The following is a 15305-nucleotide window of genomic DNA, read 5'->3' as shown; positions in this document are numbered from 1 at the left end:
CACTCAGTCGAAAATACTGTATTGATTCGGAGTTTATGATGATTTTGATTTTAACTTATGCAAAAGTTTGTACAACTTCGATCAGTCACCTTTTGAACGAACGCTTCCCGGGGGAAGTCTATACTTCACACGGGCTCAGCACTTGGCTACGCGAGCCGCTGGCGCGTGTTTTTGCCGCCAATGATCAGGCCATGCCGGGTCTGCGCCCCTTCTTCGATGGTGGCCCGGCCATCCTGGACCGATTGGCCGAGGCCATGGCGGCCGGGGAACAGGTGACGGTCATCAGTGGGGTCCGCGACCCGATCGCCCGCTCCCTGTCCGTTGCGATGCAGAATTTCGATGACAGTTTTCTCGACTGTGTGGGCCCCACCGCGGAGGCCACGGCCAACGTCATGGCGGCCCGTATCGCCGACCTGTGGCTTAACGACACAGAAAGTGAGGACCCGGTTCGGGCGTGGCTGGAACTGATGGTGCGCGCCCCTTTCCGGTGGTTCAAGGAGGAGATCGAGACACCCTTCGGATTAGATCTGAAAGCCCGGCCGTTTGATCAGGACCGCGGTTACACCATCCTATCCAAGGATAATGTGCGGCTGCTTCTGTTCCGACAGGAAAAGGCACCGACCGCCATCGAACAAGGGCTCGCCGAACTGTTCCCGGATATCGATGTCACACTGCCCCACATCAACGACGGTGCCGATAAATCCACAGCGGATATCTACTGCGCACTCCAGGCCTGCTTTCGACTGCCACGTTCGGCATTGGTGCAAATCTACGCTCATCCCGAGATCAATCCCTATTTCGGGGAAAGCGATATTGCCGCGGCGATCGATCGTTGGGCCGAACCTCTCCCAACCCGCACTTGGGTCCTTCCCCCGCCGCCCGCTGCCCCGCGACCCACCTTCGCCGCAACTTTGTTCATTCCCTTGCGCAATCATGCTGAGTGGATCGGCGCGCAACTCGACAGCCTGTTTGCCCAGTGGCGGCCGGATCTCGAAATGGTCCTGGTCGATGACGGCTCCACCGACGGCAGCTTCGCAGTGGCATCGCAACGGCTGGCTACCCGACCGGATGTCGCCGCTACTGTGATGAGAAACAGTAAGCCAATCGGGCACGGCATGTTGCCGCACCTTGTCAAATTTTCAAAAGCACCCATCATTATTCAGGCAGATAGCGATGACATCACGCTACCGGGACGCATTGATACCATTATAGATCACTTCAACGCCAACCCGGACTGTAAGGTTATTACCTCCAATGCCGTATTGATTAACGAAAGTGGGTTGCCGACTTATTTGTTGAACACCGACCTTCCCGATGTGATCATCGATGATCCCGTGAAAGTGATCGATCAACAGGGCAGTCCCTTCTGGCTGGGTGCCTCCTCCGCCTATCATCGCTCCATCATCGAAGCGTTTGAGCCCCTGGATCCGGAACTCTGCGCATATGGTCTTGATCTTCTGACCGGCTTTCGGGCGGTATTGCTGGGCTCCCACCATTACCTGTCGCGCCCCCTTGTCGGCTGGCGCCAGCATGCCCGCAATAGCCATCGAATGATCGGGGCGCTCAACAATGACCCCGTTGCGCTTGAGCATGTGGGGGCTGTGTATGTGATGATCCGGGCGCAGCGCTTGCGAGACGTCGCATGGCTGCGCGCCAATGGCAAGATTGCGCCAGAGCGCGCGGAAGCGATTGAGGCAAAATGGCGGGCCGATTATACGAGCAAGGCCGACGAGTGGATTCGGCATCGCAACCGCCTTACCGGAACACATGCCACGCCGCAGCCCAGGGATTCCTCAAGAATTGACTCCGACCCGCATGTGCCCGGAATTCCTCCAATTTTTACCCTGGTCAAGGGGTATGAATATTCAATCAATGACCTGTTTCATGCTCTTGCATTCAGACCCGGCATCCACCTTGGGGCCCCCAATACTGCGTGGACAAGCCGCCAATCGATGTTCTCTGCCCGCATCCCGGATTTTGGCGCGAAAGCGATCATTCTTACGATGGCAGGTCTCCCCTATTGCGACACGCAATCGGTATTCATTTCAGTGGATTTTGTCGATCTGATCGAAGTGAAAATCACCGCCGGGCACGTCAAGCGTGTAACCGTGCCGATCGTCAGACGGTTTGATCCGGGCGGCGGGATTGTAACGCTCATGATTGTGACACCCGATGCCACGAAGCACAGTTCCTTCACCCCGAACAGCAATGATGACCGCATCCTGGGCGTTGCGTTGTTCTCATTGCAGGTTGTGTGATTCCACGACGGGACGTGTGAAGGCCCAGCGCCCGCGGGCACCAATCCCGCGCAAGCCCAGCCGCGGCATGATCGCGCACGGCATTGTGAACCATATCAAGCAGGATGACCGGTCCTGATCGATGTGGGCCGGTCAAACGGCGGTCGTGGTAACCGGGATCAGATCGCACAAAACGTGTTGCAAGCGCATTCAACCACGACGCCGCAGCCATACTGTTCAAGGCTGGCGCCCCTTGGGACTTTCAACAGCCCTCGTCAAATCGGACGAAACCCACCCAGTCCACTTAAAAGCCAACGAAGGGCTGGTGCATTATCGGCAATTCGATGAAGAGTGGCGCGCCCGGAAGGATTCGAACCTCCGACCCCCAGATTCGTAGTCTGGTGCTCTATCCAGCTGAGCTACGGGCGCACTGTATTCCGATTTCCGATCCCCGTTAAGGGTACCGGCCGGTGAGGTGGCGCTTGTATCCGATGGCGCCGGGGATTGCAATGGGATTTTGTTGACGTTGCCTACAATGCCGACGTCGGGTGATTGCCGAGCGCGCCTGCATCGGCTATTCCTGCGCCAACCCCACGAAAGCAGGCCCGCCTTGAGCAACAAGATCCAGAACCCCGACAAGAACTTCCCCGTGACCTGGGAGGAGCTGCACCGCAATGCCAAGGCCCTGGCTTGGCGCCTGGCGGAGCATACCCAATGGAAGGGTATCATCGCCATCACACGCGGCGGCCTGGTGCCTGCGGCCATCATCGCCCGTGAACTGGATCTGCGCGTGGTCGAGACCATTTCGGTCAAGAGCTATGACCACCAGACCCAAGGCGAGATCCGCGTGTTGAAGGCCGCCGACGCCGTCACCGATGGCGGCAAGGACTGGCTGCTGATCGACGATCTGGTCGATACCGGCAAGACGGCCGCCTATGTGCGCAAGCTGCTGCCCAATGCGCATTTCGCCACCATCTATGCCAAGCCGGCCGGCCGGCCCCTGGTCGATACCTTCGTCACCGAGGTCAGCCAGGATACCTGGATCCATTTCCCCTGGGACCTGCTGCCTGTCAGCTATTTGCAGATCGAGCGCTGATCCGCATTTCCAGGGTACCTGCCGCGGTGGGACAGCTGCGCAAGGGCAGTTCCACCCCGGCCAGCGACAGGCTGGTGGCCAGAGCCAGCAACGGCCCCGCCAGATCGCGCTGGCGGGCCGGCGGCGTCAGGTGCGCCAGCAGCAGTGCGGCCGACAGCCGTGCCTTCGGCCCCCGCTGCAATACGCCTACAAGGGTCAGCAGGGCCCGTTCGTCCGTGGACAGGGCGGAACGGCAGCCATTGCCGATATCCGGCCGGCCGGCCGGATAGACATGCAGTTGCTCCATCACCTCTTCCCAGGCGATCAGGGCGTCGGGCCAGCAGCCCGGCAATAGCCGGCGGAACTCCATCTCCACCTCCTCCCAGCGGAAGCGCCCGTGGCGCCAGCGCCGGGCCGACCACAGCAACAGCTGTTCGCCCCGCGACAGGGTGAAGACCGTCCCGCCATCCTGGAGTACCGCAAGCAGGCGCGCCCGCTCCGCATGGGCCATCTCCTCGGCCTGCCCTTCCCGGGCTGCCGCAGCGCCCAGATCGGGCCACCACAGGGCCATCTCGCTCATCACCGCCTCCGGCATCCATTGACCGTCAATGAGGAGATGCTATTGCGAATGGTTCGCAATAGCAAGGCGACAAATGCGCTGAACAGCATGATCTACACATGCAAAAAGGGGTACCCGCGAAGGTACCCCTTTTCGTGACCAGGAGCGCCATGAGGCCGCCTTGATTACAGGCTGCGCACGTCGGTCAGGTGGCCCTTGATGGCGGCGGCGGCCGCCATGGCGGGGCTGACAAGATGGGTACGGCCACCGGGGCCCTGGCGGCTTTCGAAATTGCGGTTGGACGTGCTGGCACAGCGCTCGCCGGGCTTCAGCTTGTCGTCATTCATGGCCAGGCACATGGAGCAGCCGGGCTCGCGCCAGTCGAATCCGGCCTCGGTGAAGATCGTGTGCAGGCCTTCGCTCTCGGCCTGTTCCTTCACCAGCCCCGACCCCGGCACGACCATGGCATAGACGCCGTCGGCCACCTTGCGACCCTTGGCCACCGATGCAGCGGCGCGCAGATCCTCGATGCGGCTGTTAGTGCAGGAACCGATGAACACCTTCTGCACCGGTACTTCCGACAGCGGCGTGCCCGGCGTCAGGCCCATATAGGCCAGCGAGCGTTCCACCGCCTTGGCCTTATGCGGGTCCTTGAAATCGGACGGGCTCGGCACGGTGGCGGTGATCGGGGCCACATCCTCCGGGCTGGTGCCCCAGGTGACCAGCGGCACAATGTCTGCCGCATCCAGTTCCACGACCTTGTCATAGACCGCGCCCTCGTCGGTGGGCAGCGTCTTCCAATACTCGACCGCCCGGTCGAAATCGGCCCCCTGCGGGGCGCGGGGGCGACCGCGCAGATAGTCGAAGGTCTTGTCGTCGGGCGCGATCAGGCCGGCGCGGGCCCCCGCCTCGATGGCCATGTTGCAGACCGTCATACGGCCTTCCATGGACAGGTCGCGGAAGGCCTTGCCGGCATATTCGATGACATAGCCGGTGCCGCCGGCCGTGCCCAGCACGCCGATGACAGCCAGGGTCAGGTCCTTGGCCGTCACACCCGGCGGCAGGTCGCCATCGACCTTGACCAGCATATTCTTCGACTTCTTGATCAGCAGGGTCTGCGTGGCCAGCACATGCTCCACGTCCGAGGTGCCGATGCCGAAGGCCAGGGCACCGAAGGCGCCGTGGGTGGCCGTGTGGCTGTCACCACAGACGATGGTCATGCCCGGCTGGGTCACGCCCTGCTCCGGCCCCACCACATGTACGATGCCCTGGCGGATATCGGCCATATCGAAATATTCGATACCGAATTCCTTGGTGTTGACACCCAGTTGCGCCACCTGGATGCGGCCTTCCTCGTTCTTGATGCCGGCCAGACGATCCTTGGAGGTGGGCACGTTATGATCGGCCACGGCCAGGGTCTTCTTGGGCTGGCGCACCTTGCGCCCGGCGATGCGCAGGCCTTCGAAGGCCTGCGGGCTGGTCACCTCATGCACCAGATGCAGATCGATATACAGCACGGCAGTGCCGTCCTCCTGCCGATGGACGGTGTGGCTGTCGAAGATCTTGTCATAGAGGGTGCGGGCCATGTCTCTCACCTGGGGGTCAAGGATCGAACCGCAAAGACGGGGGTTGCTTTACGGTCACATTGTTACATAGCGGCGGAGCATAGCGGCACGATCCGGACACGGCAAGCACAGGCGGCTTTCAGGCCGCGCGCCTGGATGCAACGCAGCGTTCAAGGCGGCGCATGATTGGTAGGAATAATACCAGTCTTATGCCCCGTCACCCCCGCGGCAGCCGCGCCTCCGGCGTCGGCGGGTCCAGGTCCTCGTACAGGGCCTGGGCTTCCGGCGCAGGCCCCCGCCGCGCCGCCAGCGCCTTGACCTTGATCACCCGTACATAGGCGCCTAGCGGGAAGGTCAGCACGTCGCCCACCTTCACCACCTGGCTAGCCTTCGACACGGGCGCGCCGCCCAGGCGCAGGCTGCCCGAACCCGCCAGCTTGGCCGCCTGGCTGCGGGTCTTCAGGAACCGCGCATACCAGAGCCATTTGTCCAGGCGCAGCCTCCCCTTGGCAATATCGGCGACGTCGGACAGGTCAAGGGGGGTGATGTCCTGATCGGCCATGGGCTCAGCCGTTCAGGGCGCGGACCAGGAAGGGCAGGCTTTCATCCATCCGGTAATCGACCGAGGAATGGTCGTCTGGAAATTCCTCATACCGGTGATTGATGCCCAGCTGTTCCAGACGGCGATGCAGGCGGCGGGCGCCATGGACCAGGTTATATTGGTCGCGGTCGCCACAATCGATGAACAGGCCCTTCAGACCGCGCAAGGCGTCGGCATGGGTCTCCACCATCCGCGCCGGGTCCCAGGCCAGCCAACGGGCCCAGCGTTCCTCTATCACCTCGCAGGTGTCAGGCGTCACGGGCAGACGGATGCCCAGATATTGCGACGGGTCGGGGTCATAGGTGGCGGCCATGCACAGGATCATCAGAACATGGGTATCTTTGCCATCCACCTTGCGCGCCGTTTCGAACGCATTCATGAAACGCTCGATAGAGCCGCCATAACGGCCAAGGGCGCGCAGCACGCCCGGCATGTCGGGCAGGTAACAGAGCTCGAACCCCATGTCGCCGGAATGGCAGGCCGCCGCCGCCCAGACATCCGGGCGCAGGTACGCATGCGCGAGAGCGCCATAGCCACCGCTGCTTTTCCCGAAAACCGCCCGTCGGCCGGCCCCGCCGCAACCGAACCGTCCCTCCACGAAGGGCACGACCTCGTCACACAGGAAATCCATCCAGCGGCCCATGACGGCGGAATTGATGTACTGGTTGCCACCCAGGCGGGTGAAGCAGTCGGGGAAGACCATGACGGCGGGGGCCATGGCGCCGCTATCGATCAGCCGGTCCAGCCTTTCCGGCAGGTTCTCCCCGAAATTCTTCCAGTTGGTATGGGCGGGACCACCGGCAGTATAGCCGACAATATCGACCAGCATCGGCAGGTCGGCGCCATCATGGCCGGCCGGAATATAGACATGCACCTCCCGCCTGGGGCTGTCGCCCAGCAGATTGCCGGCAAGAACCTGACTGTCCAGCGTCAGGCGATGGAGGGTGCCCTGGGCGGCGGTATGGGAACGGCGCATGCTGCTTTATCGTCCGGCTTGTTGTCGTTCTTGAAAGCCAGACTTTGCCCCCGCGCCGCGTTGGTTACAAGCCTTCCACGGGCGGCGGCGGATTGGAGCCGGGGGCGAAGGCCGCCTGCCCGGCCCGGTCGCGCCATTCATGCAGGGCCCAGGCGACGGAAGGAAAGGCCAGTTCGTCCCAGGGAATCTGGCCCCAAGCGAACATCCCCACCTCCAGGCTTTCCGGTCCGGCCGCAATGGCGGGGTCGGCCAGGGTGGCGCGATAGATCATCTGCACCTGGGAAATGCGCGGAATATTGTAGACGGCAAGCAGCGCATCGATGGTGATGCGGGCACCCGCCTCCTCCAGCGCCTCGCGCGCGGCCCCCTGCTCCGTCGTTTCGGCCAGTTCCATATAGCCGGCAGGCAGGGTCCAGAAGCCCCGGCGCGGTGGAATGGCGCGGCGGCACAACAGAAATCGCCCCTCGGCATCGGTGACCACGGACCCGACGACGATCTTGGGGTTCTCATAGGCGATATAGGAACAATCGGGGCAGACCAGCCTTTCCCGATCCTCGCCTTGCGGCACCATGCGCACGCGCGGGCCGCTGGTGGGCGGCGGCGGGTACAGGCGGGAAGGGTCGGCGGGGGGCGGGCTCATGGAATTTACCATGCAGCCAAAGCCCCCGCCGGGGCAAGAGGCCGGCGACCGCCGGCCCGCGCCACGTGGCGCGCAAGCCAAGGGCGCGGATGCGCCCGCCCGGCACCTGAGGGAACAAGAAAACGGCATTTGGCTGAAATCGGCCAAATGCCGTTGGTCTTAATTCTTGGCGTCCTGTGCCGTGTTCTCGATGGCCTTGCCACCGGACTTCACATCCTTGCCCACGCCCTCGACCGTATTGCAGGCCGACAGGGCGAACATTGACAGCAGCAGGGCGGCCGGAATCGCATAGGAGCGTTTATTCATGATGTCCTCTCGCGTTGAAGCCGGCTTTTCGCCAGCGGTTGATGGGGGAGTAACAACGAGAGAGGATGTTTGTTCCTTCAATCTTCCGTCACTTCCATCAGCCATGGCCAGCGGGCGCGATAGCTGTCCACCTTCGCCCGATACGCGACCGGATTATCGCTGTGGGGGTTGGGGCGCAGGATACCGGCTGCCAGTTCATCCAGCCCGTAGGGCGCCACCACCTCCCCGTCGGGGGCCATGCCGACGCAGGTGCAGCGGACCAGGAAACCGGCGACGCCGTCACGGCTGCTGACCAGCGGCGGGATCAGTTTGCCGAATCGCTGCGGATACCAGAGATGGACGCGCGCCTGGTTACGCAACTCCACCTCCACGCCCAGATCGGCAAAAACGGTGGTGGCGGCGCGGATGGCCGCATCCTCCGCTTCCCAACTGGTGTCCGGATCGTAATAGAACAGGTCGTAATCCTTGACGCCCCAGCCGGGGTCACGCCCGTCCCGCGCGTTCCACACGGCCTGATACAGACAGCCGGCTACCAGCAACGCCTGCGACAGGCCCAGGGCTGGCAGCCGTTCCAGGATGGCGGCATTGACGGGATTGGCCAGCGCCAGGGCGCGGAAAGCGTCGGGGGTCATGGCATGCATAACGGGGCGGATCGGAGCCAATGCTGATCCGCCCCTGGAGTAGCGCTTATTCCAGCCCCTCAAACAGGGCGGTGGACAGGTAGCGTTCGGCGAAACTGGGCAGGATCACGACGATCAGCTTGCCCTTGTTCTCGGCCCGCGCGCCCACCTCGAACGCGGCGGCCAGAGCGGCACCGGACGAGATACCCACCGCCACGCCCTCGGTCTTGGCGGCGTCACGGGCCAGCTCGAACGCGCGGACGTTGGAGATGCGCAACACCTCGTCGATCTGGTCCTTGGCCAGGATGTCGGGCACGAAGCCGGCGCCGATGCCCTGAATCTTATGGGGCCCCGGCAGACCGCCGGACAGGACAGGGCTGTCCTCCGGCTCCACCGCCACGACCTTGAAGCCGGGCTTGCGCGCCTTCAGCACTTCAGCGACGCCCGTCAGGGTGCCCCCGGTACCCACGCCGGAAATCAGGATGTCGGCCTTACCCGCCGTGTCCTTCCAGATCTCCTCCGCCGTGGTGGCGCGGTGAACGGCCGGGTTGGCCTGGTTCTTGAACTGCTGGAGGATATAGGCGTCCGGCGTGCTGGCCAGCAGTTCCTCCGCCTTGGCGATCGCACCCTTCATGCCCTGCGGGGCCGGGGTCAGCACCAGTTCGGCCCCCAGCAGCTTCAGCATCTTGCGACGCTCAATCGACATGCTTTCCGGCATGGTCAGGATCAGGCGATAGCCCTTGGCGGCGGCCACGAAGGCCAGCGCGATGCCGGTATTGCCGGAGGTCGGTTCGATCAGGACGGTGCGGTCGGGCGCGATCTTGCCCTCCGCCTCCGCCGCCTCGATCATGGCCTTGCCGATGCGGTCCTTGACGCTGGACAGCGGGTTGAAGAATTCCAGCTTGGCCACGATGTCGGCCACGACACCATGCTTGGCCGCCAGGCGGTTCAACCGCACCAGCGGTGTCGCTCCCACGGTGTCCAGGATGCTGTCATAAATCTTGCCACGGAATTCAGCGGACATTTCACATCTCCATTCGTGGTATTCTTCGGAAATACCGGATCAGTGCCGTGTATATAGGGGGGCTCAGGCAGTGTCAAAGGCCGTAGGTCAGGTCGAGGGCGTAAGCCTGAGCCCTGACAGATATGGACTTCAATCCAATGCTGTCAGGGCTCGCCTCCGGCTCGACCTGACCTACGGTGGGCTAGATACTGAAGTCCAGCTTCGAGGCGGCTTCGCTGGCCACACCAGCCTGATGGGCACGCACGCAGAGGTCTTCGATGCTGGTCTGTTCCAGCCGCGCCATCACCTCGTCCTGCAATTCCGCCCAGAGGGGGCGTACCACCTGGCGGCCCAGTTCGGCCCCCACCTCCTCCTCGATCGGATCGGTGGCCTGTTCCAGAGCGCGGACCACGCGCACGATCTCGGCCACCGTGATGCGGCGGCGTTCCTTGGCCAGACGATAGCCGCCCTTGGGTCCGCGCACACCGGCCAGCACACCGGCCCGCACCAGGGCCTGCAGCACCTGTTCCAGATAGCGCTTGGGAATGCCCTGGCGCTGGGTGATCTCGGCCGACTGCACGGGTGCGGAACCGGCATTATAGGCGATGTCCAGCACCGTCTCGATGGCGAACATCAGTTTCTTGGAAATGCGCAGCATGCCTGTCCCTCACCCTTTCGTGCCGGTGGTCTTCACGCCCGTTGAACCGAAGCCGCCGGCCCCCCGCTCCGTCTCATCCAGATCGTCCACTTCGGTCCAGACGGTCCGCTCATGCCGGGCGATCACCATCTGGGCGATGCGCATGCCGCGCTCCACCGTAAAGGGCGTGTCGGAATGGTTGATCACGATCACCCCGATCTCGCCGCGATAATCGGCGTCGATAGTGCCGGGGCTGTTGACCAGACTGATGCCGTTCTTCAGCGCCAGGCCCGACCGGGGGCGGATCTGCGCCTCATAACCGGCCGGCAAGGCGATGGCGATACCGGTGGGGATCAGCTTGCGTGCCCCGGGCGCCAGGGTCACCGGCTCCGCGATGGCGGCCAGCAGGTCCAGACCGGCTGACAGGGCCGTGGCATAGGCCGGCAGGGCAAGGTCGGCGCCATGGGGAAGGCGGCGGATGGCGATGCTGATATCCGACATTCTTAATTCTTTCCGTTTACAAAATGATCGGCGATGGCGGCGGCCAGGCGGCTCGCCACCTCGGCCTTGGGCATGTTTGTCCAGGCATCCTCCGTGCCGTCGGCACGGATGACATGCACGGAATTACGGTCGCCGCCAAAGGTACCGGTGGCTGGCGATACATCATTGGCGACGATCCAGTCACAGCCCTTGCGCAGCCGCTTGGCGCGGGCATAGGCGACGACATCGTTGGTCTCCGCCGCGAAGCCCACCACCAGCACCGGGCGCCGTGGCCCCGGGGCCGACAGGGTGGCCAGGATGTCGGGATTCTCCGCCAGGTGCAGGGCGGGCGGGCCGGACCCGTCCTTCTTCAGCTTCTGCCCCGCCACCCCATCCACCCGCCAATCGGCCACGGCAGCGGCAGCCACGAAAATGTCGGCCGGCAGAGCGGCTTTGCAGGCGTCCAGCATCTGCGCCGCCGTCTCCACGGACACGACCGTCACCCCGGCCGGGTCGGGCAGACGCACCGGCCCGCTGACCAGCGTCACCCGCGCGCCCAACGCCGCCAGGGCGGCCGCCACGGCATGGCCCTGCTTGCCGCTGGACCGGTTGGCGATATAGCGCACGGGATCGATGGGCTCATGTGTCGGCCCGCTGGTAACCAGGGCATGGCGGCCGGCCAGGGGCCTGGGCGCATCCTGCGCCGCGAACCAGCCGACCAGATGATCGATGATGGCCAAAGGTTCCACCAGCCGGCCCGGCCCGTACTCGCCACAGGCCATAGGTCCCTCATCGGGCCCGATGACCCCCACCCCCCTTGAGCCCAGCAGGGCCAGGTTGGCGCGGGTGGCCGGATGCTCATACATCCGCACATTCATGGCCGGCGCCACCAGCACCGGCTTGTCCGTGGCCAGCAGCACGGTGGTGGCCAGATCGTCGGCCAGCCCGTGCGCCATGCGGGCCAGGATATTCGCCGTGGCCGGCGCCACCAGCACCAGATCCGCCTGCCGTGAAAGCTGGATATGGCCCATGGACGATTCGTCGGTCAGCGACCACAGATCCTGATAGACGGTGTCCTCCGACACGGCCTGCAACGTCAGGGGCGTGACGAACTTCGCCCCGCCATCGGTCAGCACCACGCGCACGCAAGCCCCGCGCTCGCGCAGGCGGCGCACCAGGTCCGGCGTCTTGTAGGCGGCGATGCCCCCCGCCACGATCAGCAGGATGCGGCGGCCGGCAAGCGAAAGCACAGGCGGGCTGGTCTCGGGCAAGGGGCGATATCCCTTCGGCGCGGGCGCCGGGCAGATTGTTTACCGGTAAATGCGGACAATCGGCGACGCCAATGAACGCCGGTTGCGCTGTGAAATCAGGGATATTCCCAAACCGGCCCGGATGCAAGCGCATCGCGCCGCACCTGTTGCGGGGGCCGCGATGCCCCAGGCGCCGGGCAGCGCGACAGATTGTCCAGAAGCCTGCGCTTCCCAACCGTTGGCGGGCCATGTATATCGAACATCCGCGACCGGGGAAGCCTCCGGCCGCTCCGTTCGTGCTGGCCTTTCCCTGCTGTCCCGCCGTATCCCCCGGATGCGGGCGCGGATGCCAGAAATGGGGGTGGAAAGGCCGGACGGCAAGTCCAATTCGGCCCGGTCAATGCCGGGTCCCTTTAGTTGTTCCAGTAGCGGGTGGCGGCCCGCATTCCGTGGCCGCGCCCAATTCGCCGAGGAGATGAGAGGTATGGCGGACACCATCCATGCGGGCGACGGCCAGACCCGCCGCGACTTCATCTATCTGGCTGGCGCCGCCATGGGCGGTGTGGGTGCCGCTGCCGCTTTGTGGCCCTTCATCAGCAGCCTGAACCCGGCCGCCGACACGCTGGCCCTGGCCACGATCGAGGTCGATCTGGCCCCGATCCAGCCGGGTCAGGCCATCAAGGCCATGTGGCGCGGCAAGCCGGTCTTCATCCGTAACCGCACGCAGGAAGAGATCGACGCTGCCCGCGCCGTCCCGACGGCCGAGCTGATCGATCCGCAGGCCGATCAGGCCCGCGTCAAGGAAGGCAAGGACAACTGGCTGGTGCTGGTCGGCGTCTGCACCCATCTGGGCTGCATTCCGCTGGGCACGTCGTCGGGCGAATCGAAGGGCGATTTCGGCGGGTGGTTCTGCCCCTGCCACGGGTCGCACTACGACACGTCCGGCCGTATCCGCAAGGGTCCCGCCCCGCAGAACCTGCACGTGCCGGAATACGCGTTCCTGACCGACACCCGCGTCAAGATCGGCTAAAAGATAGATCCAGTCAGGGAGTGCCAGATGGCTCACGCCCCACAGTCCAATTTCGAGAACCCGGTGGTGAACTGGATCGACCAGCGCCTGCCGATCTTCACCATGATGAACAAGGAGTACGGGTCTTTCCCGACTCCGCGTAACTTCAATTATTTCTGGAACTTCGGTGCCATCGCCATGGTGGTGCTGGTGACGATGATCGTGTCCGGTATCGTGCTGGCGATGCACTATACCAACAACACGTTGCTGGCCTTCGACAGCGTCGAGCGCATCATGCGCGACGTGAACTGGGGCTGGATGATCCGTTATATCCACGCCAACGGCGCGTCGATGTTCTTCATCGCCGTCTATATCCACATTTTCCGCGGCATCTATTACGGCTCCTACAAGGCCCCGCGCGAACTGCTGTGGATCTTCGGCGTCGTCATCCTGCTGCTGATGATGGGCACGGCGTTCATGGGCTATGTGCTGCCCTGGGGCCAGATGTCCTTCTGGGGCGCCACGGTGATCACCAACCTGTTCTCCGCCATCCCGGTGGTGGGCGAGAGCATCGTGACCCTGCTGTGGGGTGGCTTCTCGGTCGATAACCCGACCCTGAACCGCTTCTTCGCCCTGCACTATCTGTTGCCGTTCGTGCTGCTGGGCGTGGTCGTCCTGCATGTCGCGGCCCTGCACATCACCGGGTCCAACAATCCGCTGGGTGTGGAACCGAAGGGTCCCCAGGACACCCTGCCGTTCCACCCCTACTACACGACGAAGGATTTCTTCGGGATCACCGTGTTCCTGATCATCTTCGCCGCGTTCGTGTTCTTTGCACCGAACTATATGGGTCATCCGGACAATTACATTCCGGCCGACCCGCTGGTGACGCCGGCGCATATCGTGCCGGAATGGTATTTCCTGCCCTTCTACGCCATCCTGCGTTCCATCACCTTCTCCATCGGCCTGCCGTTCACCGACGTCGTGCTGATCCCGGCGAAGCTGGGCGGCGTGCTGGCCATGTTCGGCTCGATCGCCATCCTGTTCGTCCTGCCCTGGCTGGACAGCTCTCCGGTCCGTTCGGCCCGGTTCCGCCCGATCTTCAAGTGGTGGGTGCTGCTCTGCCTGGTGCCGGCTTTCTTCATGCTGGGCTATGCCGGCGGCAAGCCGGCCGAACAGCCCTATGTGCTGATCGGTCAGCTGGGTACGGTGATGTATTTCGCGTTCTTCCTGCTCCTGCCGATCATCGGCCGGATCGAGAAGCCGCTGCCGCTGCCGGCCAGCATCGCCAATCCGGTCCTGGGCGGCAACGCCCCCACCACCAAGTGATGGAGAAGGCCTGATGCGTCGTCTTCGTACCCTCATCGCCGCCGGCGCCCTGACCATTGCCGGCCTGACCGGCAATGCCCTGGCCTCCAGCGACGCCCCCCTGCCGCCGGCCCAGACCTGGGCCCATGGCGGGGTGAACAGCTTCCTGTCCTTCTTCAAGGGCTATGATTACGCCTCCGTGCAGCGCGGCTTCCAGATCTACAAGGAAGTCTGCTCCGCCTGCCATTCGCTGCATCTGGTGTCGTACCGTCATCTGCACGACATCGGCTTCAACGAAGAGGAAGTGAAGGCCATCGCGGCCTCGGTGGAAATCACCGACGGCCCCAATGACCAGGGCGAGATGTTCACCCGGCCGGGCCTGCCGTCCGACCGGTTCAAGAGCCCGTTCCCCAACAAGAACGCCGCGGCCGCCGCCAATGGTGGCAAGGCCCCGCCGGACTTGTCGCTGATCGTGAAGGCCCGCGCCCATCACGAGGATTACATCTACGCCCTGCTGACGGGTTATGGCGAGGCTCCGGCCGGCCATGAATTGTCGGAAGGCAGCAACTACAACAAGTACTTCCCCGGCAACGCCATCGCCATGGCGCAGCCGCTGTACGCGGACGGCGTGACCTTTACCGATGGTACCAAGGCCACGATCGAGCAGCAGGCCCATGACGTGACGACCTTCCTGGCCTGGGCCGCGGAGCCCAAGCTGGAAGAGCGTCGCCGCGTCGGCCTGATGGTCATCCTGTTCCTGGTGTTCTTCTCCGGCATCATGTACGCCGCCAAGCGTCGCCTGTGGTCGGAAGTGCACTGATCAAGGTTTGGGGAACCGGGCAACCGGCTTCCCGCCAGATCGAAAGGGCCGCTCCCGGCGACGGGGCGGCCCTTTTGTTTTATGATGGGATTTACCTTCCCTACTCTCTCTCCGTCATCCCGGCGAAAGCCGGGACCCAGGAGCCACATGCACGACCTTTCAGCCACCGTCGTTCGACGCAAGTTGAGAGGTTTGATCCTGCGGCCCCTGGGTCCCGGC

Annotated in this window: 16 protein-coding genes and 1 tRNA gene; 5 read left to right on the top strand and 12 right to left on the bottom strand. The window is 63.8% G+C overall.

Annotation, left to right across the window (positions count from 1 at the left end):
* The first annotated feature begins 38 nt into the window (after nt 1-38).
* Complete coding sequence (locus AC1Q7F_RS01895) at nt 39-2258, top strand: glycosyltransferase (protein ID WP_492503229.1); 2220 nt, start codon at nt 39-41, stop codon at nt 2256-2258.
* A gap of 331 nt (nt 2259-2589) precedes the next feature.
* On the opposite strand, the gene AC1Q7F_RS01890 is transcribed toward AC1Q7F_RS01895, so the two are convergent.
* Nucleotides 2590-2666: transfer RNA gene (locus AC1Q7F_RS01890), tRNA-Arg, on the bottom strand.
* Between the two features lie 181 nt (nt 2667-2847).
* On the opposite strand from AC1Q7F_RS01890, the gene gpt reads away from it, so the two are divergent.
* Complete coding sequence (gene gpt / locus AC1Q7F_RS01885; RefSeq protein WP_492503227.1) at nt 2848-3333, top strand: xanthine phosphoribosyltransferase; 486 nt, start codon at nt 2848-2850, stop codon at nt 3331-3333.
* Here the strand turns inward: gpt and AC1Q7F_RS01880 are convergent.
* The 11 genes from AC1Q7F_RS01880 to coaBC form a co-directional block, all read right to left on the bottom strand.
* Nucleotides 3308-3892 carry a hypothetical protein gene (locus AC1Q7F_RS01880; RefSeq protein WP_492503225.1) on the bottom strand — a complete coding sequence of 195 codons (585 nt, stop codon included), beginning with the start codon at nt 3890-3892 and terminating at the stop codon, nt 3308-3310. The two genes, gpt and AC1Q7F_RS01880, sit on opposite strands and share 26 nt — an antisense overlap.
* A 164-nt stretch (nt 3893-4056) precedes the next feature.
* Entirely contained in the window at nt 4057-5457 is a 1401-nt protein-coding gene (gene leuC / locus AC1Q7F_RS01875) for a 3-isopropylmalate dehydratase large subunit (protein WP_492503223.1), read from the bottom strand.
* A gap of 196 nt (nt 5458-5653) precedes the next feature.
* Entirely contained in the window at nt 5654-5998 is a 345-nt protein-coding gene (locus tag AC1Q7F_RS01870) for an RNA-binding S4 domain-containing protein (protein ID WP_492503221.1), read from the bottom strand.
* Between the two features lie 4 nt (nt 5999-6002).
* Nucleotides 6003-7013 carry an alpha/beta hydrolase gene (locus AC1Q7F_RS01865; protein ID WP_492503219.1) on the bottom strand — a complete coding sequence of 337 codons (1011 nt, stop codon included), beginning with the start codon at nt 7011-7013 and terminating at the stop codon, nt 6003-6005.
* Nucleotides 7014-7077: 64 nt separating this feature from the next.
* Nucleotides 7078-7653, bottom strand: coding sequence for an NUDIX hydrolase (locus AC1Q7F_RS01860; protein ID WP_492503217.1), 576 nt, complete (start codon nt 7651-7653; stop codon nt 7078-7080).
* 159 nt (nt 7654-7812) lie between these two features.
* A complete protein-coding gene (locus AC1Q7F_RS01855; RefSeq protein ID WP_492503215.1) occupies nt 7813-7959 on the bottom strand; it encodes an entericidin A/B family lipoprotein in 147 nt (48 codons plus the stop codon).
* Between the two features lie 77 nt (nt 7960-8036).
* The gene (locus AC1Q7F_RS01850) at nt 8037-8591 is read right to left on the bottom strand and encodes a nucleotidyltransferase family protein (protein WP_492503213.1); all 555 of its coding nucleotides are present in this window, start codon (nt 8589-8591) and stop codon (nt 8037-8039) included.
* A 55-nt stretch (nt 8592-8646) separates the two neighbouring features.
* A complete protein-coding gene (cysK, locus tag AC1Q7F_RS01845; RefSeq protein WP_492503211.1) occupies nt 8647-9603 on the bottom strand; it encodes a cysteine synthase A in 957 nt (318 codons plus the stop codon).
* A 181-nt stretch (nt 9604-9784) separates the two neighbouring features.
* The gene (locus AC1Q7F_RS01840; protein ID WP_054166884.1) at nt 9785-10240 is read right to left on the bottom strand and encodes an RrF2 family transcriptional regulator; all 456 of its coding nucleotides are present in this window, start codon (nt 10238-10240) and stop codon (nt 9785-9787) included.
* A 9-nt stretch (nt 10241-10249) separates the two neighbouring features.
* Complete coding sequence (dut, locus tag AC1Q7F_RS01835; RefSeq protein ID WP_492503208.1) at nt 10250-10720, bottom strand: dUTP diphosphatase; 471 nt, start codon at nt 10718-10720, stop codon at nt 10250-10252.
* A 2-nt stretch (nt 10721-10722) separates the two neighbouring features.
* Nucleotides 10723-11970: a bifunctional phosphopantothenoylcysteine decarboxylase/phosphopantothenate--cysteine ligase CoaBC gene (gene coaBC / locus AC1Q7F_RS01830; RefSeq protein ID WP_492503203.1), complete on the bottom strand. Its 1248-nt coding sequence runs from the start codon at nt 11968-11970 to the stop codon at nt 10723-10725.
* A gap of 463 nt (nt 11971-12433) precedes the next feature.
* Here coaBC and petA point away from each other — a divergent pair, with 463 nt between their 5' ends.
* From petA to AC1Q7F_RS01815, 3 genes are read left to right on the top strand one after another with little or no spacing between them, the layout of a single operon-like run.
* A complete protein-coding gene (petA, locus tag AC1Q7F_RS01825; protein ID WP_492503201.1) occupies nt 12434-12979 on the top strand; it encodes a ubiquinol-cytochrome c reductase iron-sulfur subunit in 546 nt (181 codons plus the stop codon).
* A 27-nt stretch (nt 12980-13006) separates the two neighbouring features.
* Nucleotides 13007-14287: a cytochrome b gene (locus AC1Q7F_RS01820; RefSeq protein ID WP_492503199.1), complete on the top strand. Its 1281-nt coding sequence runs from the start codon at nt 13007-13009 to the stop codon at nt 14285-14287.
* A 13-nt stretch (nt 14288-14300) separates the two neighbouring features.
* Nucleotides 14301-15086, top strand: a complete 786-nt coding sequence (locus tag AC1Q7F_RS01815) for a cytochrome c1 (protein ID WP_492503197.1) — start codon at nt 14301-14303, stop codon at nt 15084-15086.
* The last annotated feature ends 219 nt before the right edge of the window (nt 15087-15305 follow it).

The organism is Niveispirillum sp. GW835-FHT14G11 (genome assembly GCF_058793615.1).
This window is presented reverse-complemented; position numbering and strand designations above follow the sequence as displayed.